General features: G+C 67.3%; 19 protein-coding genes and 1 pseudogene. 10 read left to right on the top strand and 10 right to left on the bottom strand.

The annotated features are described in order from the left end of the window. Positions 1–49 precede the first annotated feature (49 nt). The 3 genes and pseudogenes from parC to AB4061_RS15115 all read left to right on the top strand — a co-directional run bounded on the left by parC (position 50) and on the right by AB4061_RS15115 (position 3,736). Positions 50–2,401, top strand: a complete 2,352-nt coding sequence (gene parC / locus AB4061_RS15125; RefSeq protein WP_441635060.1) for a DNA topoisomerase IV subunit A — start codon at positions 50–52, stop codon at positions 2,399–2,401. Between the two features lie 103 nt (positions 2,402–2,504). Next, positions 2,505–3,077 (top strand): annotated as a pseudogene (locus tag AB4061_RS15120) (chromate transporter); the annotation flags it as partial. Positions 3,078–3,205: 128 nt separating this feature from the next. Next, a complete protein-coding gene (locus AB4061_RS15115; RefSeq protein ID WP_441635059.1) occupies positions 3,206–3,736 on the top strand; it encodes a chromate transporter in 531 nt (176 codons plus the stop codon). A gap of 948 nt (positions 3,737–4,684) precedes the next feature. On the opposite strand, the gene AB4061_RS15110 is transcribed toward AB4061_RS15115, so the two are convergent. Next, complete coding sequence (locus AB4061_RS15110; protein ID WP_441635057.1) at positions 4,685–6,517, bottom strand: ABC transporter ATP-binding protein; 1,833 nt, start codon at positions 6,515–6,517, stop codon at positions 4,685–4,687. 372 nt (positions 6,518–6,889) lie between these two features. Here AB4061_RS15110 and hutU point away from each other — a divergent pair, with 372 nt between their 5' ends. The 5 genes from hutU to hutG all read left to right on the top strand — a co-directional run bounded on the left by hutU (position 6,890) and on the right by hutG (position 14,060). After that, positions 6,890–8,575: a urocanate hydratase gene (gene hutU, locus AB4061_RS15105; protein WP_441635055.1), complete on the top strand. Its 1,686-nt coding sequence runs from the start codon at positions 6,890–6,892 to the stop codon at positions 8,573–8,575. A 2-nt stretch (positions 8,576–8,577) separates the two neighbouring features. Beyond that, the gene (hutH, locus tag AB4061_RS15100) at positions 8,578–10,110 is read left to right on the top strand and encodes a histidine ammonia-lyase (RefSeq protein ID WP_441635053.1); all 1,533 of its coding nucleotides are present in this window, start codon (positions 8,578–8,580) and stop codon (positions 10,108–10,110) included. A 103-nt stretch (positions 10,111–10,213) separates the two neighbouring features. Continuing rightward, on the top strand, positions 10,214–11,614 hold the full coding sequence (locus AB4061_RS15095; RefSeq protein WP_441635051.1) for an amino acid permease: 1,401 nt from the start codon (positions 10,214–10,216) through the stop codon (positions 11,612–11,614). 185 nt (positions 11,615–11,799) lie between these two features. Then, positions 11,800–13,107: an MFS transporter gene (locus AB4061_RS15090; protein ID WP_441635049.1), complete on the top strand. Its 1,308-nt coding sequence runs from the start codon at positions 11,800–11,802 to the stop codon at positions 13,105–13,107. Continuing rightward, positions 13,104–14,060: a formimidoylglutamase gene (gene hutG, locus AB4061_RS15085; RefSeq protein ID WP_441635047.1), complete on the top strand. Its 957-nt coding sequence runs from the start codon at positions 13,104–13,106 to the stop codon at positions 14,058–14,060. Before AB4061_RS15090 ends, hutG begins: the two co-directional genes overlap by 4 nt. A 95-nt stretch (positions 14,061–14,155) precedes the next feature. Here hutG and AB4061_RS15080 read toward each other — a convergent pair whose 3' ends face one another. Then, complete coding sequence (locus AB4061_RS15080; protein WP_441635045.1) at positions 14,156–15,832, bottom strand: L-lactate permease; 1,677 nt, start codon at positions 15,830–15,832, stop codon at positions 14,156–14,158. Between the two features lie 426 nt (positions 15,833–16,258). Between AB4061_RS15080 and AB4061_RS15075 the strand changes: the two genes are divergently transcribed. Further along, entirely contained in the window at positions 16,259–16,912 is a 654-nt protein-coding gene (locus AB4061_RS15075; RefSeq protein ID WP_441635043.1) for a LysE family translocator, read from the top strand. Between the two features lie 49 nt (positions 16,913–16,961). Here the strand turns inward: AB4061_RS15075 and AB4061_RS15070 are convergent, their stop codons facing one another. The 8 genes from AB4061_RS15070 to AB4061_RS15035 form a co-directional block, all read right to left on the bottom strand. Then, complete coding sequence (locus AB4061_RS15070; protein ID WP_441635041.1) at positions 16,962–17,606, bottom strand: glutathione S-transferase family protein; 645 nt, start codon at positions 17,604–17,606, stop codon at positions 16,962–16,964. A gap of 155 nt (positions 17,607–17,761) precedes the next feature. Then, positions 17,762–18,949, bottom strand: a complete 1,188-nt coding sequence (locus AB4061_RS15065; RefSeq protein ID WP_441635039.1) for an aminotransferase-like domain-containing protein — start codon at positions 18,947–18,949, stop codon at positions 17,762–17,764. A gap of 39 nt (positions 18,950–18,988) precedes the next feature. Beyond that, entirely contained in the window at positions 18,989–19,318 is a 330-nt protein-coding gene (locus AB4061_RS15060) for a DHCW motif cupin fold protein (RefSeq protein WP_441635037.1), read from the bottom strand. 105 nt (positions 19,319–19,423) lie between these two features. Beyond that, a complete protein-coding gene (locus AB4061_RS15055; protein ID WP_441635035.1) occupies positions 19,424–19,882 on the bottom strand; it encodes a RidA family protein in 459 nt (152 codons plus the stop codon). An 11-nt stretch (positions 19,883–19,893) separates the two neighbouring features. Further along, positions 19,894–20,832, bottom strand: coding sequence for a DMT family transporter (locus AB4061_RS15050; protein ID WP_441635234.1), 939 nt, complete (start codon positions 20,830–20,832; stop codon positions 19,894–19,896). 82 nt (positions 20,833–20,914) lie between these two features. Further along, positions 20,915–21,553, bottom strand: coding sequence for a LysE family translocator (locus AB4061_RS15045; RefSeq protein ID WP_441635033.1), 639 nt, complete (start codon positions 21,551–21,553; stop codon positions 20,915–20,917). Between the two features lie 17 nt (positions 21,554–21,570). Continuing rightward, positions 21,571–22,287, bottom strand: a complete 717-nt coding sequence (locus tag AB4061_RS15040; RefSeq protein ID WP_441635031.1) for an alanyl-tRNA editing protein — start codon at positions 22,285–22,287, stop codon at positions 21,571–21,573. A gap of 64 nt (positions 22,288–22,351) precedes the next feature. Further along, positions 22,352–23,044, bottom strand: coding sequence for a VOC family protein (locus AB4061_RS15035; RefSeq protein ID WP_441635029.1), 693 nt, complete (start codon positions 23,042–23,044; stop codon positions 22,352–22,354). A 258-nt stretch (positions 23,045–23,302) separates the two neighbouring features. On the opposite strand from AB4061_RS15035, the gene AB4061_RS15030 reads away from it, so the two are divergent. Further along, positions 23,303–24,724, top strand: a complete 1,422-nt coding sequence (locus AB4061_RS15030; protein WP_441635232.1) for an aminotransferase-like domain-containing protein — start codon at positions 23,303–23,305, stop codon at positions 24,722–24,724. Positions 24,725–24,746 lie beyond the last annotated feature (22 nt).

Here is a 24,746-nt window from a genome sequence, read left to right as displayed (position 1 = left end):
CAACCGGCGCACCGGCCAACGATGCGGTGCGCCGTCTTCTTGCCAATCCATGGAACAACAAGACATTCCGCTTGACCCAGGTTCGCCCGACAACGGAGCGGACTCGCTGACCCTGGCGCACTATGCCGAGCGCGCCTACCTCGACTACGCCATCAGCGTGGTCAAAGGCCGCGCGCTGCCGGAAGTGGCCGATGGCCAGAAGCCGGTGCAGCGCCGCATCCTGTACGCCATGCACGAGATGGGGCTGCGCTCCGACGCCAAGCCGGTCAAGTCGGCGCGCGTGGTGGGCGACGTGCTGGGTAAATTCCACCCGCACGGAGACCAGTCCGCCTATGACGCGCTGGTGCGCCTGGCGCAGGACTTCTCGCTGCGCTATCCGCTGATCGACGGCCAGGGCAACTTCGGCTCGCGCGACGGCGACGGCGCGGCGGCCATGCGCTACACCGAAGCCCGGCTCACGCCGATCGCGCGCCTGCTGCTCGACGAGATCGACCAGGGCACGGTGGACTTCATCCCCAACTACGACGGCTCGATGGAAGAGCCCAGGCTGATGCCGGCGCGCCTGCCTTTTGTGCTGCTCAACGGCGCATCGGGCATTGCCGTGGGCATGGCCACCGAGGTGCCGCCGCACAACCTGCGCGAAGTGGCGGCAGCCACCGTGGCGATGATCCGCAACCCCAACATCACGCTGGCCGAGCTGCTGGCGCTGATGCCGGGTCCGGACTATCCGGGCGGCGGCCAGATCATCTCGCCGGCGGCCGACATTGCGCAGATCTACGAGAACGGCCGCGGCAGCCTGAAGGTGCGCGCGCGCTGGATCATCGAGGACATGGCGCGCGGCCAGTGGCAACTGGTGGTGACCGAGCTGCCGCCGAGCACCTCGTCGCAGAAGGTGCTCGAAGAGATCGAGGAAATCACCAACCCGAAGGTCCGCGCGGGCAAGAAGTCGCTGACGCCAGAGCAGTTGCAGCTCAAGCAAGGCATGCTGGCGGTGCTCGACGCGGTGCGCGACGAATCCGGCAAGAACGCGCCGGTGCGGCTGGTGTTCGAGCCCAAGAGCAAGAACATCGAGCAGCAGGAATTCATCCAGACGCTGCTGGCGCACACCAGCCTGGAGTCCGGCGCCTCGATCAACCTGGTGATGATCGGCACCGATGGCCGCCCCCGCCAGAAGGGCCTGGCCGACATCCTGCGCGAGTGGATCGCCTTCCGCTTCGCCACCGTCACCCGCCGCACGCGCCATCGCCTGGGCAAGGTCGAAGACCGCATCCACATTCTCGAAGGCCGGATGCTGGTGCTGCTCAATATCGACGAGGTGATCCGCATCATCCGCGAGAGCGATGAGCCCAAGCCGGCGCTGATGCAGGCCTTCGGCCTGTCGGACCGCCAGGCCGAGGACATCCTTGAAATCCGCCTGCGCCAGTTGGCCAGGCTGGAAGCGCTGCGCATCGAGCAGGAGTTGAAGAGCCTGCGCGACGAGCAGGCCGAGCTGGATGTGCTGCTCAAGTCCGAGACCATGATGCGCCGGCGCATCATCAAGGAGATCGAGACCGACGCCAAGCAATACAGCCCGGAAGACAAGGATCCGCGCCGCACGCTGATCCAGGAAGAGCGTCGCGCCAACGCCGAGGTGCGCGTGGTCGACGAGCCCGTCACCGTGGTGGTCTCCCAGAAGGGCTGGGTGCGCACGCGCCAGGGCCACGGCCATGACGCGCAGCAGTTCACCTTCAAGGCGGGCGACGCGCTGTATGGCACCTTCGAGTGCCGCAGCGTGGACGTGATGCTGGTGTTCGGCACCAATGGCCGCGCCTACACGGTGCCGGTGGCCGGCTTGCCGGGCGGGCGCGGCGACGGCGTGCCCGTGACCACGCTGATCGAGCTGCAGCCCGGCAGCCAGATCGCCCACACCTTTGCCGGCGGCGTCGACCAGCGCTTGCTGATCGCCACGCGCGGCGGCAATGGCTTCCAGACCAAGGTCGGCGACATGGTCAGCCGGCAGAAGGGCGGTCGCGCCTACCTGACGCTGGACGAGGGCGATGCGCCGCTGTTGCCCGCGCCGATCGGCGAGGATGCCACGCACGTGGCCTGCCTGTCGGCCAACGGCCGCATGCTGCTGGTTGCGCTCGACGAGATCAAGTCGCTCTCGGCCGGTGGCCGCGGCGTGATCCTGATGGAGCTGGAACCCAAGGAGACGCTGCAGCAGGCGATTGCCGTCGGCGCCCCGGGGCTGGTGGTGTCCGGTGCCGGACGCGGCGGCAAGCCGAGCTCGCAGAAGCTCTACGGCCAGCTGCTGCTGCCTTACGTGGGCAAGCGCGCCCGCAAGGGCCGCGCGCTGGATCTCAAGCTCAAGGAGCCGAGCATCGAGCCGGTACGGATCGTGCCTCCGGCGAGCGGCAACTAAGCCGCGCCAACCCGAACTGGCCCTGCGCGACAATGCGCGGGGCCTTTTTTCTTTCCCGGCATGCCGGACCGCCCCGGCGGCCATGCCTCTCCCGTTACAAGCGATGCCAGTTACTCCCTCTCCCGCCGGCGACGATCTGATGGTAGCGCTAGCACCCCCACCCACGCCGCGGCGCCTGTTTATCGAATTCGCCCGCATGGGGCTGTCCGGCTTCGGCGGCGTGCTGCCCTTCGTGCGGCGCGCCGTGGTCGAGCGCAACCGCTGGCTGGGCGACCGCGATTTTGTCGAACTGCTCAGCCTCGGGCAGGTGCTGCCCGGCCCCAACGTGATCAACCTCGCGCTGATGCTGGGCTTGCGCTTTGCCGGGCTTCGCGGCGCGCTGGCGGCCTTTGCGGGGCTGGTGATGGTGCCGATGGTGGGCGTGCTGGCGCTGATGCTGCTGTACGAGCACTACCGCGACGTGGCGGCGGTGCAGCGCATGCTCACGGGCATGACGGCGGTGTCGGCGGGCCTGGTGCTGTCGACTGGCTTCAAGCTGGCGCAGAGCCAGCCGCGCACCGCGCGCGGGTTGATGATCGGCGGCGCGGCGTTTGCCGGCATCGGGCTGTTGCGCTGGCCGCTGGTGCCGGTGATGGCGGTGCTGGTGCCGATGGGGCTGGTGCTGGAGTGGCGCAGCGAGCAGCTTGCGCGGCGCGCGCAGGCGCCGGCTGCTATCGAGGTGCCGTCCATGCCGCTCATGTCATCCAGCGATGACGGCATCGATCCCGTGCCGCCCATGCGGCCTGTACCCGGGGAGCCGCGGCAATGAGTTCACCGAACGTGCTTTCCAGCCTGCTCACGCATTTCCTGATGCTGTCGTTCCTCGCCATCGGCGGAGCCAGTACCACCATCCCCGACATGCATCGCTTCCTGGTGGAGTCCAACGCCTGGATGAGCGACGCGCAGTTCTCCGCCATGTACGCCATCTCGCAGGCCGCGCCAGGGCCGAACATCCTGTTCGTTGCCTTGTTCGGCTGGCAGGTGGCGGGTCTGGCCGGCGCCATCGTCGGCATGATCGGCATCTGCGGGCCGTCCAGCGTGATCGCGCTCGGCTTCGAGTATTTCGCCGGCCGCTCGCCGCAGGCAAGGTGGCCCGGCCTGATCCGGCGCGGCCTGGCCACGTTGACCATCGGCCTGCTGTTTTCCACCGGCTGGATCCTTGCCGCGAGCGTGGATCACCGCTGGACCGCCGTGGCGGTGACGGTGGTCACTATCGTGCTGATGCTGAAGACGAAGGTGCATCCGCTGGTGCTGGTGGGGTTGGGGGCCGGGGCGGGGGTAATGGGGTTGGTTTGAGGATGTGGTTGTTGGTTGTTGGGGCCAAGAGCCTCCATGCTCGGGTCTTTCGCTGTTTTTTTGAGCGGCGATGGTTTTTGGACCCAAGGGCCGTACGACATCCCCCTGCGGGGGCTGCCGGTCACTTTTCTTTGACCGGCAAAGAAAACTAACGAAAAGAAAGCCGCCCTGCCGGGAGCAGAGCAATCAGGCTCATGTGGGGCAGTGGTTGCGTCGTACGGCCCGGAGTGTTGGTTGGCGTGTCCAACCGGCCCGAAGGACATCGCTATTGCATGACCCAATGGTCACGTCGTAGCGCCCCTCATCGCTTTGCTCGGTGAGCGTTCGACCATCTGCCGTTCGCGGTGCGGAGCGCCACGATCCTGCCTGCTTTGGTGGTTTCGTGGTTTTGTCTCTGGCGGCTGGCACCGGGGTATTTGATGCCCTGCCGTACCGGCGCGGGCGGCACCTTGCTATCGCCCCCTCTGGTTTCGTGGTGGGCACCGTGGCCCGTCCGCGAGGGCCGCGCCCGCATCTCACGGTGCTTGCCCTCCGAGACAAAACCACGAAACCAGCCACACCCGAAACGGCGCAGCACTTCACCCCGCGAACGGCAGATGTGGGAATGGTCACCGCATACGAGGTCAGGGGCCGCACGACGTAACCCATAGGTCATGCAGTTGCGATGTCCTTCGGGCCGGTAGGATTCGCCGGCCAACACTCCGGGCCGTACGACGGAACCACCGAGGCTGAACAGCCTAACTGCTCTGCTCCCGGCAGGGCGGCTTTCTTTTCGTTAGTTTTCTTTGCCGGCCAAAGAAAAGTGACCGGCAGCCCCCGCAGGGGGATGTCGTATGGCCCTTGGGCCCAAAAACCAACGCCGTAAAAAGAAGCAGCGAAAGACCGAGCATGGAGGCTCTTGGCCCCAAAAACCACAACCGCCAACGCCGAGCCCCCAACCAACCCGCTCTACTCCACCCCCACAAACCCCCCAGTCTGATGCGCCCACAACCGCGCATAAAGCCCCCCACGCGCCAGCAACTCCGCATGCGTGCCGCTTTCGGCGATCCGCCCGTCCTCCAGCACCACCAGCCGGTCCATCCGCGCAATGGTGGACAGGCGATGTGCGATGGCGATCACCGTCTTGCCCTGCATCAGCGTCTCCAGGTTCTCCTGGATGGCGGCTTCCACTTCGGAGTCCAGCGCCGAGGTGGCTTCATCCAGGATCAGGATCGGTGCGTTCTTCAGCAGCACCCGTGCCACGGCAATGCGCTGGCGCTGGCCGCCCGACAGCTTCACGCCGCGCTCGCCCACCTGCGCATCCAGCCCCGTAGCCCCATGCGCATCGCGCAAGCGTGGAATGAACTCGCCGGCATGGGCGTCGTTGGCCGCAGTGAGCAGCTCGGCCTCGCTGGCGCCGGGGCGGCCGTAGCGCAGGTTGTCGCGGATCGAGCGGTGCAGCAGCGACGTATCCTGTGTCACCATGCCGATCTGCGCGCGCAGGCTTTCCTGCGTGACGCCGGCGATGTCCTGGCCGTCGATCAGGATGCGTCCTTGCTCCACGTCGTACAGCCGTAGCAGCAGGTTGACCAGCGTCGACTTGCCGGCGCCGGAGGGGCCGACCAGGCCGATCTTCTCGCCCGGGCGCACGATCAGGTCGATGTTCTCGATCACGCCCGAGCCCTTGCCGTAGTGAAAGCCCACGCCTTCGAAGCGCACTTCGCCGCGCGTGACGCGCAGCGCCTGCGCGTTGTCGCGGTCGCCGACCGTGCGCGGCACGGAGATGGTCTGCAGGCCATCCTGCACCTGGCCGATGTTCTCGAAGATGCCGCTGATCACCCACATGATCCAGCCCGACATGCTGACAATGCGGATCACCAGCCCGCTCGACAGCGCAATCGCGCCGACGCTGATATGGCCCTGGCTCCATAGCCACAGCGCCAGCCCGGTGGTGCCGGCGATCAGCAGGCCATTGAGCGAGGTCACGGTGAAATCCATCGCGCTGACCATGCGCCCGGACAGGCGTGCCTTGTCGGTCAGGTCGGCCATGGCTTCGCGCGCGTAGTCCTCTTCATGGCGCGTGTGGGCGAACAGCTTGAGCGTGGTGATATTGGTATAGCCGTCGACGATGCGCCCCATCAGCCGCGAGCGCGCGCCGGTGGCGGCAACCGAGCGCGCCTTCACGCGTGGCGTGAAGTACAGCATGGCGGCCACGTAGCATGCGATCCACGCCACGAGGGGAATCATCAGGCGCCAGTCGGCTTGCGCGAACAGGTAGAGGGAGCTGGCCGCGTAGATCAGCACATGCCAGATGGCATCCACGGCCTGCACCGCTGAATCGCGCAGCGAGAAGCCGGTCTGCATGATGCGCTGCGCAATGCGCCCGGCAAAGTCGTTCTGGAAAAACGACAGGCTCTGCTTGAGGACGTAGCGGTGGTTCTGCCAGCGCACCAGGTTGCCCAGGCTCGGGTTGATGACCTGGTGCACGAGGATGTCGTGCAGGCCGTTGAAGAACGGGCGCAGCAGCAGCGCCACCACCGCCATCCACACCAGCTCGGCGCGGTGGCGCGCGAAGAAGTCGGCGGGCGGCGTTGCTTGCGCCAGGTCGACCAGGCGGCCGAGAAAACCGAACAGCGAGACTTCGATCAGCGCGCCAGCCAGCCCCACGCCCAGCAGCAGCGCAAAGACCGGCCACACCTCCCGCAGGAAATAGGCGTAGAAGCGCCAGATCTGGCCGGGCGGCTGGGTGTCGGGGAGGGCGCGGAACGGGTCAATCAGCCGTTCCAGGAAACGCATCAGCATGGGAGTCCAGGGGTGTTCCGCGGTGACCGCTTGGTCCGGGGCGCAGGCGTGCTCGCCAGGGTGGTATCGATGCCATGGGCATGCGGCGGATCAGGAGCATGATACCGCGCTTGCACATCGCCGCTATCCGTACCCGCGGCAGTCGGGGCAGCGGAGCGTCCATGTCGCGGTGCTGGACCGCGTGCTCGGAGCGGCGAGCACTTTCCGTCGTTCTCATCATTTAAGCAATCATAAGCGCACTTTTCCATCCATACCTGTGGTTTGTCTCCGGGAATACCCCAATTTATCCTTGCTTGTCTATACAACACTATACATACCTAGCATGGCTGAACAGACCGGTTCGAGCCGGCCTTATTGACCCAAGGAGTTCCCGTGAGCAACACCGACCGCTTTCGCGATGTAGAGATCCGCGCCCCGCGCGGCAACCAACTGAACGCCAAGAGCTGGCAGACCGAAGCGCCGCTGCGCATGTTGATGAACAACCTCGACCCGGAAGTGGCGGAGAACCCCAAGGAGCTGGTGGTGTACGGCGGCATCGGCCGCGCCGCGCGCAACTGGGCGTGCTACGACAAGATCGTCGAGACGCTCAAGACGCTGAACGACGATGAGACCCTGCTGGTGCAGTCCGGCAAGCCGGTCGGCGTGTTCAAGACCCATAGCAACGCGCCGCGCGTGCTGATCGCCAATTCCAACCTGGTGCCGCACTGGGCCACCTGGGAACACTTCAACGAGCTCGATGCCAAGGGCCTGGCCATGTACGGTCAGATGACCGCCGGTAGCTGGATCTATATCGGCAGCCAGGGCATCGTGCAGGGCACCTACGAGACCTTCGTCGAAGCCGGGCGCCAGCATTACAACGGCAACCTCAAGGGCCGCTGGGTGTTGACCGCCGGGCTGGGCGGCATGGGCGGCGCGCAGCCGCTGGCCGCCACGCTGGCCGGCGCCTGCTCGCTGAACATCGAGTGCCAGCAGGCCAGCATCGATTTCCGCCTGCGCACCCGCTATGTCGACGAACAGGCCACCGACCTCGACGACGCGCTGGCGCGCATCGCCAAATACACTGCCGAAGGCCGCGCCGTTTCCATCGCGCTGTGCGCCAACGCCGCCGAAGTGCTGCCCGAACTGGTGCGCCGCGGCGTGCGTCCGGACATGGTCACCGACCAGACCAGTGCGCACGATCCGCTCAACGGCTACCTGCCGGTGGGTTGGACCTGGGGCCAGTACCGCGACCGCGCGCAGACGGAGCCGGCTCGTGTGGTCAAGGCCGCCAAGCAATCGATGGCGCTGCATGTGCAGGCCATGCTGGACTTCCAGAAGATGGGCGTGCCCACGTTCGACTACGGCAACAACATCCGCCAGATGGCCAAGGAAGAGGGCGTGGACAATGCCTTCGATTTCCCCGGCTTCGTSCCGGCYTACATCCGGCCGCTGTTCTGCCGCGGTGTCGGCCCGTTCCGCTGGGCCGCGCTGTCCGGCGATCCGCAGGACATCTACAAGACCGACGCCAAGGTCAAGGCGCTGATCCCCGACGATGCGCACCTGCACCGCTGGCTGGACATGGCGCGCGAGCGCATCAGCTTCCAGGGCCTGCCGGCGCGCATCTGCTGGGTTGGCCTTGGCCTGCGCGCCAAGCTTGGCCTGGCGTTCAACGAGATGGTGCGTAGTGGCGAGTTGTCGGCGCCGGTGGTGATCGGCCGCGACCACCTCGACTCCGGCTCGGTCGCCAGCCCCAACCGTGAAACCGAAAGCATGCAGGACGGCTCCGACGCCGTGTCCGACTGGCCGCTGCTCAACGCGCTGCTCAACACCGCCAGCGGCGCGACCTGGGTCTCGCTGCATCATGGCGGCGGCGTGGGCATGGGCTTCTCGCAGCATTCGGGCGTGGTGATCGTGTGCGACGGCACCGACGAGGCGGCCGCGCGCATCGCCCGCGTGCTGCACAACGATCCCGCCACCGGCGTGATGCGCCATGCGGATGCCGGCTACGACATCGCCATCGAATGTGCACAAGAGCAGGGCCTGAACCTGCCGATGCTCAACAGCAAAAAGGAAGCCTGAACGTGAACGCGCTGAACCTGAAACCTGGTCAACTGACCCTGGCGCAGCTGCGCCAGGCCTATCTGCAGCCGCTGCGCGTGAGCCTGGACGCCGGGGCCGCCGAGGCCATCGCCGCCAGCGTGGCCTGCGTCGAGAACATCGTTGCCGAAGGCCGGACCGCCTACGGCATCAATACCGGCTTCGGCCTGCTGGCGCAGACCCGCATCGCCCGCGAGGACCTGGAGAACCTGCAGCGCTCGCTGGTGTTGTCGCACGCCGCCGGCGTGGGCGAACCGCTCGACGACGCCATGGTGCGGCTGATCATGCTGCTAAAGATCAATAGCCTGGCGCGCGGCTTCTCCGGCATCCGCCGCAAGGTGATCGACGCGCTGATCGCCCTGGTCAACGCCGAGGTCTATCCGCATATCCCGCTCAAGGGCTCGGTGGGCGCCTCTGGCGACCTGGCGCCACTGGCGCATATGTCGCTGGTGCTGCTGGGTGAAAGCCGTGCCCGCTACCAGGGCGAATGGCTGCCGGCGCGCCAGGCGCTGGCCCGCGCCGGCCTGGAGCCGCTGACCCTGGCCGCCAAGGAAGGCCTGGCCCTGCTCAACGGCACCCAGGTATCCACCGCTTACGCGCTGCGCGGCCTGTTCGAGGCCGAGGATCTGTTTGCCGCGGCCACGGTATGCGGCAGCCTCAGCGTCGAGGCCATGCTCGGCTCGCGCGCGCCTTTCGACGCGCGCATTCACGCGGTGCGCGGCCAGCGCGGCCAGATCGATGCGGCTGCCACCTATCGCGGCCTGCTGACCGATACCAGCGAGCTGGCGCGTTCGCATGCGCAGTGCGACAAGGTGCAGGATCCGTACTCGCTGCGCTGCCAGCCGCAGGTGATGGGCGCCTGCCTGACGCAATTGCGGCAGGCCGCCGAGGTCCTGGAAGTGGAGGCCAACGCGGTCTCGGACAATCCCTTGGTGTTTGCCGCCGAAGGCGACGTGATCTCGGGTGGCAACTTCCACGCCGAACCGGTGGCGATGGCCGCCGACAACCTGGCGCTGGCCATCGCCGAGATCGGCTCGCTGTCCGAGCGCCGTATCTCGCTGATGATGGACCGGCACATGTCGCAGCTGCCGCCTTTCCTGGTAGCGAACGGCGGCGTCAACTCCGGCTTCATGATCGCCCAGGTCACCGCCGCGGCGCTGGCCAGCGACAACAAGGCGCTGGCCCATCCGCACAGCGTCGACAGCCTGCCGACCTCCGCCAACCAGGAGGACCACGTGTCGATGGCGCCGAATGCCGGCAAGCGCCTGTGGGCGATGGCCGAGAACGTGCGCGGCATCCTTGCCGTGGAGTGGCTGGGCGCCTGCCAGGGCCTGGACTTCCGCGAAGGCCTGAAGAGTTCGCCCAAGCTCGAACAGGCACGCAGCCAGCTGCGCGCCGAAGTGCCCTACTACGAGAAGGACCGCTTCTTCGCGCCGGACATCGAGACGGCGAGCCGCTTGCTGGCGGCCGGCACCCTGAACGCGCTGCTGCCCGCGCGGTTGCTGCCCAGCCTCTGAGGCTGGGGCATGACGCCCGGCGGCGGGACGCCTGCCACGCAGCAGGCCCCGCCCCGGGCGCGACAGAAGACAGAAGACAGAATAATGATTCGGAGACAAATAGATGCAAGAGCAGTCGCAAGGCCTGCAGCGCGGCCTCAGCGCCCGTCATATCCGCTTCATGGCGCTCGGATCGGCCATCGGCACGGGACTTTTCTACGGCTCGGCCTCGGCCATCCAGGCCGCGGGACCGGCGGTGCTGCTGGCCTACGTGATCGGTGGTGCCGCGGTCTACATGGTGATGCGCGCGCTGGGCGAGATGGCGGTGCGCAATCCGGTGGCGGGTTCGTTCGGCCAGTACGCCAGCACCGGCCTGGGGCCACTGGCGGGTTTCCTGCTTGGCTGGACCTATGCCTTCGAGATGATCGTCGTTTGCCTGGCGGACGTGACCGCCTTCGGTATTTACATGGGCTTCTGGTTCCCGGACGTGCCGCGCTGGATCTGGGTGCTCGGCATCGTGTTCCTGATCGGCGGCCTCAACCTGCTCAGCGTCAAGGTGTTCGGTGAGCTGGAGTTCTGGCTTTCGCTGCTGAAGGTCGGCGCCATCGCCGCGATGATCGGCGGCGGCGTTGCCATCATGCTGTTCGGTTTTGGCATGGCCGACGGCGGCGTTGCCACCGGCATCCACAACCTCTGGGCGCACGGCGGCTTCATGCCCAACGGCATTGCTGGCGTGATCGCCTCGTTCGCCGTGGTGATGTTCGCCTTTGGCGGCATCGAGATCATCGGCATCACGGCCGGCGAGGCGCGCGACCCGGAGCGCGTGATTCCGCGTGCGATCAACGCGGTGCCCCTGCGCATCCTGCTGTTCTATGTGCTGACGCTGGCGGTGCTGATGTCTCTCTATCCTTGGCACCGCATCGGCAGCGAGGGCAGCCCCTTTGTGCAGATCTTCAGCCGGCTGGGCATTGGCTCGGCCGCCGCGTTGCTCAATGTCGTGGTCATCTCCGCCGCGGTATCCGCCATCAATAGCGACATCTTCGGCGCTGGCCGCATGCTGTACGGCATGGCGGTGCAACGGCAGGCGCCACGCATCTTCGCCAGCGTATCGCGCAAGGGCGTGCCCTGGATGACGGTGGTGGTGATGGCCTTCGCCTTGCTGGCCGGCGTGGTGCTCAACTACGTGATGCCCGAGGACGTGTTCACGCTGATCGCTTCCATCGCCACCTTTGCCACGGTCTGGGTGTGGCTGATGATCTTGCTGTCGCAGGTCGCCTTGCGCAGGCGCATGAGCCGCGCCGAGGTGGCGGCGCTGAAGTTCCCCGTGCCGTTCTGGCCGGTAGCGCCGCTCGCGGCCATCGCCTTCATGCTGTTCATCTTCGGCGTGCTCGGCTGGTTCCCGCAGACCCGCGCGGCGCTGCTGGTAGGCGCGGTGTGGCTGCTGCTGCTGGTGGTGGCGTGGTGGTGCTGGGGACGCCCGCGCGGGCAGGAGGGTGCGCCTGCTTCCTCCCTTGCGGCGGACTGAGACATGCGCGGACCATGCCTGGGCATGGTCCGCGTTGCCTGGCATCCGTCTAGCCGGAGGCCAGGGTAACCGGCAGCGCACGCCAACCCCGCGCGCTGCCGTAGTGGCGCGAACAACACCCTCTCTGGGTTGCGCTCACCGCCCGCTTGCGGGCGGCCAGGATTTTCTTGCTTCGGAGTTTCATCATGTCCATTGACAACACCATTCCCGGCATAGCGGCCCAGCATGCCGCCACGGCCCGGCCGCTGTCCAGGTTCAAGTCCATCGCGGCCATCACCGTTGGCAACGGCCTGGAGTTCTACGACTTCGTGGTCTACAGCTTCTTCGCGACGCTGATCGGCCGCCTGTATTTCCCGGTCTCCGATCCCACCGGGCAGTTGCTGTTGTCCTTCGCCACCTTCGGCGTGGGCTTCCTGATGCGCCCGCTGGGCGGCCTGCTGATCGGCATGTATGCCGACCGTGTCGGGCGCAAGCCGGCGGTGGCGCTGACGCTCTGGCTGATGGGCCTGAGCTCGGTGATCTTCGTGGTGACGCCGACGTATGCGCAGATCGGCATGCTCGCGCCGATCATGATCCTGCTCGCGCGCCTGGTGCAGGGCTTTGCCATCGGCGGGGAGATGGGTGCCTCCACGGCACTGCTGCTGGAATATGCCGACGACCGCTCGCGCGGCTTCTATACCAGCTGGCAGCCGTTCAGCCAGGGCCTGGCAGCGCTGTTCGGCGCGCTGGTTGGCTTGCTGCTCAGCAATGTGCTGGAGCAGCAAGCACTGGAGGCATGGGGCTGGCGCCTGGCCTTCGTGATCGGCATCCTGGTGATCCCGGTGGGCCTGGTGATTCGCCGCCGCCTGGAAGAGACGGCGCCGGCCGCTGGCGAGTCGGAGCACGGTTCCACGCTGCAGCTGCTGCGTGAGCACGGGCGTGCGCTGGTGGCCAGCATCCTGTTGATGATCGGCGTGGCTTCGTCGACCTATATCGTGGTGTACTACCTGAGCAACTATGCCGTTAGCCAGCTGCATATGCCGCTGTCGCTGGGCATCTGGGCCGCTTGCGTGGCCGCTGCCGTGCAGGTCGTGCTGTCGCCGTTCGCCGGCTGGCTGAGCGACCGGGTGGGCCGGCGCCCGGTGGTGCTGTGGTCGCGCGTGGCCTTGCTGCTGATGATCTATCCCGCTTTCGTGCTGATCAACGCCGAGCCCGGCCTGACGCGCCTGCTGCTGGTGGTGGGTTGCCTCTCGGTGCCGATGTCGATGACTTCGCCCGCGTCGATGGTGCTGGTCAGCGAGGTGCTGCCGCAGCGCATGCGCGCCACCGGCCTGTCGATTGCCTACTGCGTGGCGATTGCCATCTTCGGTGGTTTCGCGCAGTTCTTCTCGACCGAGCTGATCCATCTCACCGCCAATCCCAACGCGCCCGCGTTCTACGTGATCGGCTGCGGCCTGATCTCGCTGATCGGCCTGGCGATGGTGCCGGAAACCCTGGGCCGCCGCCTGTCATGAGCGAACGGGATCCAAAGGCCGCAGCGCCGGGCAGCATCTGGCACGGCCGCAGCGATGCGGGCGAGCTGGGCGACACGCGCCGGCTGTTCAATGTCGTGCGCGCGCAAGGCGCCGAGCGCGTGCCCGGCGCCCCCGTGCTGCTGGGCTTTTGCTGCGACGCTGGCGTGCTGCGCAACCAGGGCCGTCCCGGCGCGGCCGGTGGCCCGCGCGAGATCCGCCGCGCGCTGGCCGGCATCCCGGCCCATGGCCTGGAAGCGTTCCACGATGCGGGTGACGTCGTCTGCCACGATGGCGATCTCGAGACCGCGCAGCAAGCGTTGGCAAAAGCGGTCGCGGCCGAACTGGCGCAGGGTGCATTCCCGCTGGTGCTCGGCGGTGGCCATGAGATCGCCTGGGGCACCTGGCAGGGCCTGCGCGCGCATCTCGATGCGCGTGGCGACCACGGCCGCGTGCTGGTGATCAACCTCGATGCGCACTTCGACCTGCGCACCGGCCGTCCCGGCAGTTCGGGCACGCCGTTCGACCAGATCGCGCAAGCTTGCCGCGAGCGCGGCGAGCGCTTCGAGTACGCCTGCCTGGGCGTCAGCCGTCTTGGCAACACCGCAGCGCTGTTCGCGCGTGCCCAGGCGCTTGGCGTGCACTACGTTGAGGACGTGCAGATGCAGGAGCGCCACCTGGACGCGCGGCTTGCCGAATTGCAGGGGCTGATGGATGCGGTCGATCACGTCTACCTCACGATCGACCTCGACGTGCTGCCGGCGGCAGTGATGCCGGCGGTCTCGGCGCCCGCCCCTTATGGCGTGCCCCTGCCCGTGGTGGAGGAGGTGGTGGCGCTGGTGCGCGCCAGCGGCAAGCTGCGCGTGGCGGACCTGGCGGAGTTCAATCCGCTCTATGACCGCGACACCTGCGGCGCTCGGGCTGCGGCGCGGCTGGCTTACCGGTTGGTGGCCTGAGGGCCGTGGTCATCGTCATCGTCATCGCCATCGCCGTAAAGAAAACCCCCGCCTGCAAGGGGCGGGGGTTCGTCATGGGCGCGCGGCGCGCCAGCTCAGTGAATCACCATCTGCGTGAACGGATGCACATAAGCCTGCAGCGTAATGAACAGCCCCACCAAGATCGCCAGCGCGATCGAGTGGAAAAACACATAGCGCAGGATCTCGCCTTCGTGCCCGTACCACTTGGTGGCGGTGGACGCTACCACGATGGACTGCGCATCGATCATCTTGCCCATCACGCCGCCCGAGCTGTTGGCCGAGGCCATCAGGATCGGCGATAGGCCCAGCTGCTCGGCCGTGGTTTTCTGCAGGCCGCCAAAGAGCACGTTGGAGGCAGTGTCGGACCCGGTCAGCGCCACGCCCAGCCAGCCCAGCATGGTGCCAAACAGCGGGTAGAGCACGCCGGTGTGGGCAAAGGCCAGGCCCAGCGTGGCATCCAGGCCCGAGTAACGGGTCAGGTAGCCCACGCCGAACATCGCGCAGATGGTCAGCAATGAATACTTCACCAGCTTGATGGTCTCCCAGTATTCCTTGACGAGGCGCGGCACGGAGTAGCCCATCAGCAGGCCGCCGAGAATGCCGGAGACCAGGATGCCGGTGCCGGCCATCGACAGCACGTTGAAGGTGAAGACCGCGCCTTCGGCTGTGGCTTTGGGCACCACCGGCGGCACCTTGAACACGGCTTTGTCGAGGCCGGGGATGGGGAATTTCCATTGCCACAGGCCGTCCATCAGCTTCTTGAATTCCGGCACGCCCCAGACGAAGACGAACACGGTCAGGATCACCCAGGGCATCCAGGCCTTGACCACCGAGATGCCGGTGGAGGCGGCGCTGGCGCGGGCTTCGGCGGCCACCGCTTCGGGGTCGTCGACCTTGGAGTCGTCCCTGCGGCCGAGGATGCGCGTGGAAGTCCAGATTTCCTTGGGCTTCCAGACCTTCAGGAACAGCGTCAGGCTGCCCATCGACACCAGCGCGGCAATCACGTCCACCAGCCAGGGGCCGTGGAAGTTCGACACCAGGAACTGCGGCACGGCAAAGGTGACGCCGGCCACCAGGATCGCCGGCCAGATCGCCAGCATGCCGCGGAAGCCGGCAAAGGCCCAGATCAGCCAGAACGGCACGAGCACCGAGAAGAAGGGCAACTGGCGGCCGACCATGGCCGAGAGATGCAGCAGGTCCAGTCCCGTCACCGCGGATAGACCGATCAGCGGCGCGCCCAGCGCGCCGTAGGCCACCGGCGCGGTATTGGCGATCAGCGCCAGGCCGGATGCCGCCAGTGGCGAAAAGCCAAGGCCGATCAGGATGGCGCCGGTGACCGCCACCGGCGTGCCGAAGCCGGCGGCGCCTTCGAAGAAAGCGCCGAAGCTGAAGGCCACCAGCAGCAGTTGCAGGCGGCGGTCTTCGGTGATGCCGGAGATCGAGTTCTGCAGCACCTTGAAGGAGCCGTTGATGGTGGTCAGCCGGTGCAGGAAGATGATGTTCAGCACGATCCAGCCGATCGGGAACAGCCCCGAAGCAATGCCCAGGCCGGCGGCCTTGCCGGCCATCGCGGCGGGCATGCCGAACACCGCGGAGGCAATGACCACGCCGACCACCAGCGCCAGCCCCGCGGCCAAGTGGGCCTGCAAATGAAAGAAGGCTAGCGCCGCCAGCAGTACGGCGACGGGAATCCCTGCTGCCAGCGTGGACAATGCCAGGCTGCCTAGCGGGTCATAGACTTGAGTCCACACGATGAGTCCTCCTCGGGTTGGGGCGACAGGTTGCTTTTGTCTTTTGTATTAGGCGTATTAGGCCCAGGCTGCCGTGTCGTCTTCTTGTCCGGGCGCGCATTGCCAACCTGCCAACCGAGYGACCAGCAAACTCCGGATTCTAAGGATGGGTTCCTGCCGCGCTGCCCTAAATCCGGTCACCGTCATCGTGAGCCGGATTCATGGCTCAGGGTTTGCCTGGGGGGCAGGTTGGCGCACTCGCTGCCTTATTGGCAGAGTACTCCAAACCACTCGATACGCAAATGTATGCTGGCCAGGCCCGTGGTGGCAGAATGTGCCGGTCGTCCTTTTGCGCCTTGGCGCTGCCGATAAGCCGACCGGACCGGCATGAAAGGTGGCGTTCCTCGTTCCCTGTTCCTCGTTCCCTGTTTCTGAAGGAGCATTGCCATGCTGCCCATCCTTCCCGGCGGTCACGTGCTTGCCGCTTTCCTGCTGTCCAGCCTGTTGCTTGCGGTGACGCCGGGGCCGGCGGTGATCTACATCGTCGCGCGCACGCTGTCGCTAGGCCGGCTTGCCGGCCTAGCTTCGGTGACGGCCGTGGTGCTGGGCAACCTGGTCAATGTGCTGGCGGCCGCGCTGGGCCTGGCGGCGCTGTTCGCGGTGTCGTCGCTGGCCTTTGCCGTGATGAAGTACGCCGGCGCGGCCTACCTGGTCTACCTGGGGGTGCGCGCGCKGCGCGCGCGACCGGCCGCTGCTGCGCAGACGGACCCGGCTGCTGGCGGCGCCGGGCTGCGGCGGGTGTTTCGCGATGGCTTCGTGGTGGCCTTGTTCAACCCCAAGACCACATTGTTCTTCGCTGCCTTCCTGCCGCAGTTCATGGACCCCGCCATCGCGGCGCTGCCGCAGAGCGTGGCCCTGGGCGGTACCTTCGTCCTGATCGCCGCCACCACCGATTGCTGCTATGTGCTGGCCGCGGCGGCGTTGTTGCCCCTGCTCGCGCGCGCCAGGGGCGCGCAGGCCGTGGGCCGCTACCTGACGGGCGGCGCGCTGATCGGGCTGGGGCTGCTTGCCGCGGTGTCGGGCGGGCGCAACAGCAAATAAATCGGCCAGTAAATCAGCAGGCCAGTAAATCAGCAAATAAGGACGCGGCTCAGACCAGCGGCAGCGTCAGGATGGTGCGGGCGGCAGGCCGTGCACGCATGGCCGCTGCCCAGCGCTCAAGGTGCGGGCGGGGCTGGTGTGTGACCGGCAGGCCCAGCCAGCGGTGGGCGGCGCAGGCAACCGGGATGTCGGCCATGGTGAAGCGGTCGCCGCAGATGAATTCACGCTGCGCCAGGGCTTCGTCGAGCCGGGCCGCGAGCGGTTCGGTGCGCTCCAGGGAGCGGGCGGTCAGGTCGGGGTCGCGCTGCTCGGCGGGCAGCCGCACCAGGTGGCGGAATGCGTCGACCATGGCCGGGCTGAAGGCGTTGGTTTGCCAGTCCATCCAGCGGTCGGCCAGCGCGCGCGCCTTGACGTTGCCGGGCCACAGGGTGTCCTCGCCGTCGTGCGCGCAAAGGTAGCGCACGATGGCATTGGATTCCCACAGCACAAAGGGCTCGCCGCCCACGTCGGTGCCGCGGAAATCCTCGATCACCGGGATGCTGCGGTCGGGGTTGAGCCGGACATAGGCCTCGGTATCGAGGTCGCCCTCGCTGACGCCAATGTCGATGCGTTCGTGATCCAGGTGCAGCTCGCGCGCGCACCAGACCACTTTCTGCACGTTGATCGATGAGAGTCGACCCCAGATACGCAGCACGAAAACCTTCTCCTTAAGGCGTGGGCCGCGCATGCGCAATGCCTGCGCGTTCACGGCCCGGACTGACAGGCGATGGCCGTTATCTTGCCATGAAGCCCGCCAGCCCGGTATCAGCCAGGGACGTATCCGTGCCACGCGTGTCGCTCAAGCGACGCTCAGGCAGCCTTGGCTTGCGGCGCGTGCCTGGCGATGGCTTCGCGGAACAGCGTGCCGAGGATGGCCACGCCTTGCTCGATGCGTTCCGGCGCCACCGTGACAAAGGCCAGGCGCAGCGCATTGCGGCGCGGGTTGCTGGCGTAGAACGGCGCGCCCGGCACATAGGCCACATTGCGGTTGACCGCTTCTTGCAGGATCTCCATGCTGTCCAGGCCTTCGGGCAGCTCCATCCAGATGAACATGCCGCCCTCTGGCGCGTTCCAGGTTACGCCTTCCGGCATGTGGCGTGCGAGCGAATCCAGCATGGCCTGGCACTGCGCCGCGTAGAGCGTGCGGATGGTGGGGATATGCGAGTCCAGCAGGCCATCGCGCACCACTTCATAGGCCAGGCGCTGGGTGAAGCTGGGTGTATGCAGGTCCGACGCCTGCTTGGCCTGGCACAGCTTGAAGTGCAGCTCGGGCGGGGCGATCACGAAGCCCAGGCGCAGGCCGGGGGCCAGGATCTTGGAGAACGAGCCCATGTAGATCACGCCGTCGGGGTTCATCGACAGCAGGCTCGGCAACTGGTCGCCGCGATAGCTCAGTTCGCCGTAGGGATCGTCCTCGACCAGCAGCACGCCGAGCTCGCGGGCGCGGGCCACCAGGGCCTGGCGGCGCTCCAGCGGCATGCGCCGTCCGGTGGGGTTCTGGAAGTTGGGCAGGGCGTAGAGGAAGCGCGCGCCGGCGGTCAGCTCGGGCGTGAGCGATTCCGGCAGCAGGCTCTTATGGTCGCCCGGCACCGAGACGAATTCGGGCTCGAACAGCGAGAAGGCTTGCAGCGCGCCGAGGTAGCTGGGCGTTTCCACCAGCACCGGGCTGCCCGGATCGATCATCACCTTGGCGATCAGGTCCAGCGCCTGCTGCGAGCCGGTGGTGATCAGCACGCGCTCCACGTCCACGTTATGGCGCTTGGCGATGAATTCACGCAGCGGCATGTAGCCTTCGGTGGCGGCGTACTGCAGGGCGGCTTGCGGGTTGTCGGCGAAGATCCGGGCCACCGCTTGTTCCATGGCCGCTACCGGGAAGGTGGCCGGCGACGGCAGGCCGCCCGCGAAGGAAATAACTTCCGGACGCTCGGTCACTTTCAGGATTTCGCGGATGGCCGAGCTGGTCAGCTGTTGCGCCCGGCGGGAGATGGCCCAGTTCATGATGTTCTCTTGGTGTGTGGGGAGTCGGGTTGGCTCGACTCAGTCAACAATAAAAAGCCGCGCCCCGGTCGGGGTGGACGAACGGTGCGGCTCGGCCTGGTCGGCGACCTGGTAGCTCGTGCCCGCGCGGAGCACGAAATGCCGGCCGTCTTCCAGCTCGGTATGCAACTCGCCTTCCAGCACAAAAAGGATGTGCCCTTTGGTGCACCAGTGATCGGCGAGATACCCGGCAGAATACTCCACCATGCGAACGCGGATGTCGCCGAACTGGCGGGTGCGCCAGAGGGCTTCCCCGGCGTCGCCGGGGTGGCGGGTCGGGGTGATGTCAGACCAGTCGGTGGTGCCGAAAGGCAGGTTGTCGATGCGCATGGGTGGGAGGTGCCTTCAGTTGGTTGGGCGCAGGGCGGGAGGTATCCCCCGATCCCTGGCCCGACTTCAATTCACTTTGTCCGTGCCTTCTAGCGTGACGCCGGCTTACTTCACTTCGACGATCATCTCGATCTCGACACAGGCGCCCAGCGGGATCTGCGCTACGCCAAAGGCGCTGCGGGCATGCTTGCCGGCCTCGCCGAAGACTTCCGCCAGCAACTCCGAGGCGCCGTTGGTCACCAGGTGCTGCTCGGTGAAGTCTTCCGTGGAGTTGACCAGGCTCATCACCTTGACGATGCGCTTGACGCGGTCCAGGTCGCCGCCCAGGTGGGTGTTCAGCGTGGCCAGCAGGTCCACGGCGATGCCGCGCGCGGCAACCTTGCCGTCTTCGGTGCCCAGGTCCTTGCCCAGCTTGCCTACCCAGGGTTTGCCATCCTTGCGGGCAATGTGGCCCGAAAGGAATACGGTGTTGCCGGTTTGCGCGGCCATGACGTAGGCGGCGGCCGGTGCGCCAGCGGTGGGCAGTGCGATGCCGAGGCGGGCAAGGGTGTCGTGAACGGACATAGGGTCTCCAGTCAGAGGGATCGTCCCGTAGGGGCAGGGTGGGGTTCTTCGACGGCGGGCGCGGGCATGGGACTCGCGGGCGCGCTGCGCACGGCGGTACGGCGGCCCAGGGCCACCACGCCGATCACCGCCACCGCAAACGCCAGGGTGACGGCATCGAGCGGCTCGGCCAGCAGCAGGGCGCCGCCCGCCAGCGTGAGGAACGGCTGCAGCAATTGTATCTGTCCGACGCGCGCCACGCCGCCTTTTGCGAGCCCGGCGTACCAGAACAGGAAGCCGATGAACATCGAGAATACGGAAACATAGCCCATGCCGAGCCAGGCGCGCGGCGTGGCGGCTGCGATCTGGCCGGCATGCGCAAGCCCAAGCCACGCCACCACCGGCAGCAGCAGCGGCAGCGCCACGGCCAGCGCCCAGCTGATGGTTTCCAGCCCGCCAAGCTCGCGCGACAGCTTGCCGCCCTCGGCATAGCCCAGCGCGCCCAGCACCATCGCCGCGAACAGCAGCCAGTCGGCATGCTGCAGCCCGCCAGCGCCTTGCCACAGGGCAAAGGCGACCACCAGCGCACTGCCGCCGGCCGCCGACAGCCAGAATGCCGGCGACGGCCGCTCGCGGCCGAACCACGCGGCGAAGACCGCCGTGGCCAGCGGCAGCAGGCCGGTGATGATGGCGCCGTGGCCGGCCGGCACTTCACGCATGGCCAGCGAGGAAAACAGCGGAAAGCCCACCACGACGCCCAGCGAGGTCACCCCCAGGCGCCACCACTGGCCGCCCCGGGGACAGCGCGCGCGGGCGAACGCGCCGCGCTGCCACAGCAGCACCAGCGCCAGCAGCGCCGCCACCACCGCACGGCCGAGCGCGACGAAGGTGGCGTCCAGTTCGGCCACAGCCATGCGCGTGAAGGGCAAGGTCTGGCTGAACACGGCGACGCCGACAAAGCCAAGCAGCATGCCGCCGCTGTGGGTGTCAGCAGGGGAGCTAGCGATGGGTTGGACAGAGGTGGATTTGGCAGCCATGGCGTTTGAGTTTGAATCAGTGCAGGGTGGGCCGGCCGGCCAGCGCAATCCACAGCGCCGTGAGTGCCAGCGCCAGGCCCATTGCGCGGTTGAACCAGCGGATGCGGTGGCCAACCTGCAGCCATTGCCGCAGCGTGGCGCCAATCACGCCATACACGCCATTGCTGACAAAGCCGAACACGGCGAACACCGCGCACACCAGCAAGGCCCGATGCACTGGCGACTGCGCGCCCGCCATATACGAGGCGGCTGTCGCCAGCGCCAGCATCCATGCCTTGATATTGGCGTACTGCAGCACGGCCGACTGCCACACCGACAGCGGGCGCAGCACCTGCTTGTCCGACAGCACGGTGCTGCGCGCCAGTTTGAGCGCCAGCCACAGCAGATAGAGCACGCCGGCGGCGTGCACCAGCAGCGCTAGCGCCGGGCTGGCCAGGATCAGCGCGCCCACGCCCGCCGCGCACAGCGCCAGGATGCTGGCAAAGCCGAACGCTACGCCCACGCAGTGCGGCAGCGCGGCGCGCAAGCCAAAGTTGGCGCCGGTGACCGCGGCAATCGTCGTGTTGGGGCCGGGCGTGAAGGCGCCGACTGCCATCAGCGACAGCAGTGCGGCGAACTGGGCGGCCGACAGCCCGGTGAGCAGTGCGGGATCCATCTATCGTCCTGCCGCTCTCACGCAGCGAACTGCACGACCACGCGGCGGTTGGTGCGGCTCTTCTTTTCTATCTTGGTCACCAGCACGGCGCCGATCTCGCCGGTGGCCGCCACATGGGTGCCACCGCAAGGCTGGCGGTCCACGCCGGGGATGTCGATGATGCGGATGACGCCGCTGCCAGCAGGCGGCGCCGCGCCCACCGTGCGCACCAGCTCGGGCTGCTCGGCGAGTTGCTCGGACGTGATGCGCTCCACCTGCACGCGGCTGTCGGCGCCGATCAGCGCATTGAGCTGCTCGGTGAGCACGGCCTTGTCGAGTGTGGATTCCGGCAGGTCGAAGTCGATGCGCGCCGAGTCGGGCGAGATGCCGCAGCCGGTCACTGGCACCGGGATCAGCGAGCCCAGCAGGTGCAGGCAGGTATGCAGCCGCATCAGCCGGTGGCGGCGCTCCCAGTCGATCGTGACGGCCACGATGTCGCCCGGCTCCGGCAGCGCGGTACCCGGCGCCGGCACGTGCAGGATATGGCTGCGGTCCGGTGCGTACACGGTTTCCAGCAGTTCGATGGCCGCGCCGTTGGCCAGCTTGAGCGTGCCGGTATCGCCCGCCTGGCCGCCGCTGCGCGCGTAGCACACGGTCTGGTCGAGTTCGATGCCGTCAGCGTGCACGGCTACCACTGTGGCGGTGCAGCTGCCGAGATAGGCGTCGTCGTCGAAGCGTTTGCGGGTGGCGGACATCGAAGGGGCTCCTTGGCGGTTGTTCTTGTGGTTGCAGCTTCTTTTGTGTCTTGCGGCGCTAGCTTCAGCGCAGCGTGCGCACGCCATCGGGCGTTTCTATCTCCGCGCTCAGTTCCGCGAGCGTGGATGCTTCCGGGACGAACTGGGTGCCGCCCAGCCATTGCAAGGCCTCGGCCAGCCGCGCGGCCTGCGGATGGCGCGCCCGCAGCGAGCGCAGCGCCAGGCCCTGGTTCGGCAGCCGGGACGACGGATGGGTCGATACATCCCACTGGATCAGCGTGGGGAGGATGCCATCGCCCGGCGTCGCCGCGCCGTCCGTACCCTGTGCATCGTCAGCCGGCCACGCGGGCAGTCTGCCGTCTTCCGGCACGGTGATGCGCCAGCGCAGGTCGCCACGGGTCATCGGGATGACCGGCGCGATACGCGTGGGGTACTGCGCCTGCCACAGGGACAGGTCGGTGGGGCGTTCCACCCGCGCGACCCAGTGCATCAGGAAGGGACCATGGCGCAGGCGGGCCTGCACTGCCTCGGTGTCCAGGCCAAACCAGCGCGGGCGCGCGAGGGCCGGTGCCTCGGGGTCGATGGCGATGACTTCCAGGTAGATGCCGCCGAACAGGCCGAGCAGGCAATTGTGGGTGCCCATGCCAGGGTGCGCGCCGCCCGGCTGGGGCGTCACGCCGAGCGCGTCGGCGACATGCTGCGCCCCCGCTTCAAGCGTGGGCGCGGCGATCACGAGATGGTCGAGGGCAATTGGCATTGTGTGTTGATGGTAGACAAGGTTGTCGGTACAGTACCGATACAGTTATGCAGAACATTCTCAGTACAGTGGTGGGAGCAGGGCATGAACAGCAGGGAACCGGTTGCGCCAGGGCTCAAGGATAAGGGAGCCGCGGCAGGCAAGCAGGAGGGCGCGGCGTTCCACGCTGGCGAACAGGCTGGCAAACAGGCTGGCAAACAGGCTGGCAAACAGGCTGGCAAACAGGCTGACGAGCAGGTGCGCTCATTGCGCCTGGTCATGCCGCCCCCCACCGAGCGCATGCCCGACCCCGTGCCCTCGGCGCAGATGACGCTGGTGGAGCAGTTGACCGAATGGGCGCGGCTGCGCATCGACGAGCGGGTCTTCCGCGCCGGCATGCGCATGCCCTCGATCCGCCAGCTCGCGCAGGAAAAGGGCATCTCGCGCTTCACCGTGGTCGAGGCCTATGAGCGGCTGGTGGCGCTGGGCTATCTCGAATCCCGCCGCGGCTCGGGCTTCTATGTGCGCGAGCGCACGCCGCAAGTGGCGGCGGTGGCCCCGGTTTCGACCGGCGCGCGCAACATCGACGTGACCTGGCTGCTGCGCAGCATGTTCCACTCGACCGAGCCGCATAAGTCGCCTGGAATGGGCTTCCTGCCCAACGACTGGCTCGACGGCGACCTGATCGCCAGCGCGCTGCGCGGCCTGGGACGCCAGCCGGGCAGCCACTTCCTGGCCAGCGGCACGCCGCAGGGCTTCCTGCCGCTGCGCCAGCAACTGCGCAACCGCCTGGCCGAACTGGAGATCGGCGCCACCCCCGAGCAGATCGTGCTCACCTCCGGCATCACCCAGGCGCTCGACCTGATCGCCCGGCTCTACCWGCGCCCCGGCGACGCCGTGCTGGTGGGCGACCCGGCGTGGTTCGTCATGTTCGGCCGCTTCGCTGCCCAGGGCGCGCAGCTGATCGGCATGCCCTACACCGCCGAGGGCCCGGACCTGGAGGCGCTGGAGCGCATCCTGCAGGCGCGCCGCCCACGCCTGATGGTGATCAACTCGGTGCTGCACAACCCCACCGGCACCTCGCTGTCGGCCGCCAAGGCCTTCCAGCTCCTGCGCCTCGCCGAGCAGTACGACCTGCTGATCGTCGAGGACGACATCTATTGCGATCTGTGCCCCCCGGGTCACTCCGCCACCAGGCTGGCCAGCCTGGACCAGTTGCGCCGGGTGATCTACCTGGGCAGCTTTTCCAAGACGCTGGCCGCCAACCTGCGCGTGGGCTTTATCGCCGCCCATCCGGAGCTGGCCGCCACCCTGACCGACAGCAAGCTGCTGGCGGGCCTGGCTTCGCCGGAGATCAACGAGCGCGTGCTGTACAAGGTGCTGACCGAAGGCCACTACCGCAAGCACGTGGAGCGCGTGCGCAACCGGCTCGACCGGGCGCGCGACGAGACCCGGCGCACCATCGAGCGGATGGGCCTGTCGCTCTTCCCGGGCCAGCACGCCGGCATGTACCTGTGGGCGGACACCGGGCGCGATACCAACGCCATTGCCGTCGCCGGGCATGAGGAGGGCTACCTGTTCGCCCCCGGCAGCTTGTTCTCGCCGTCGCAGATGCCGTCCGGCTGGATGCGCTTCAATGTGGCCAGCAGCCAGGACCCTGCCATGCTGGCTTTCCTGGCGCGCCAGCTGGAGCGGCGCTAACCGGGTCCCAGCCGGGTCACGT

The sequence above is a fragment of the Cupriavidus sp. YAF13 genome, from assembly GCF_052113425.1.
Taxonomy (GTDB): Bacteria; Pseudomonadota; Gammaproteobacteria; order Burkholderiales; family Burkholderiaceae; genus Cupriavidus.
This window is presented reverse-complemented; position numbering and strand designations above follow the sequence as displayed.

Excerpts from the sequence above, each read along its gene's own strand:
- parC (WP_441635060.1), top strand. The coding sequence starts at position 50 with ATGGAACAACAAGACATTCCGCTTGACCCAGGTTCGCCCGACAACGGA.
- AB4061_RS15115 (WP_441635059.1), top strand. The coding sequence starts at position 3,206 with ATGAGTTCACCGAACGTGCTTTCCAGCCTGCTCACGCATTTCCTGATG.
- AB4061_RS15110 (WP_441635057.1), bottom strand. The coding sequence starts at position 6,517 with ATGCTGATGCGTTTCCTGGAACGGCTGATTGACCCGTTCCGCGCCCTC.
- AB4061_RS15095 (WP_441635051.1), top strand. The coding sequence starts at position 10,214 with ATGCAAGAGCAGTCGCAAGGCCTGCAGCGCGGCCTCAGCGCCCGTCAT.
- AB4061_RS15090 (WP_441635049.1), top strand. The coding sequence starts at position 11,800 with ATGTCCATTGACAACACCATTCCCGGCATAGCGGCCCAGCATGCCGCC.
- hutG (WP_441635047.1), top strand. The coding sequence starts at position 13,104 with ATGAGCGAACGGGATCCAAAGGCCGCAGCGCCGGGCAGCATCTGGCAC.
- AB4061_RS15065 (WP_441635039.1), bottom strand. The coding sequence starts at position 18,949 with ATGAACTGGGCCATCTCCCGCCGGGCGCAACAGCTGACCAGCTCGGCC.
- AB4061_RS15060 (WP_441635037.1), bottom strand. The coding sequence starts at position 19,318 with ATGCGCATCGACAACCTGCCTTTCGGCACCACCGACTGGTCTGACATC.
- AB4061_RS15055 (WP_441635035.1), bottom strand. The coding sequence starts at position 19,882 with ATGTCCGTTCACGACACCCTTGCCCGCCTCGGCATCGCACTGCCCACC.
- AB4061_RS15050 (WP_441635234.1), bottom strand. The coding sequence starts at position 20,832 with ATGCTGCTTGGCTTTGTCGGCGTCGCCGTGTTCAGCCAGACCTTGCCC.
- AB4061_RS15045 (WP_441635033.1), bottom strand. The coding sequence starts at position 21,553 with ATGGATCCCGCACTGCTCACCGGGCTGTCGGCCGCCCAGTTCGCCGCA.
- AB4061_RS15040 (WP_441635031.1), bottom strand. The coding sequence starts at position 22,287 with ATGTCCGCCACCCGCAAACGCTTCGACGACGACGCCTATCTCGGCAGC.
- AB4061_RS15035 (WP_441635029.1), bottom strand. The coding sequence starts at position 23,044 with ATGCCAATTGCCCTCGACCATCTCGTGATCGCCGCGCCCACGCTTGAA.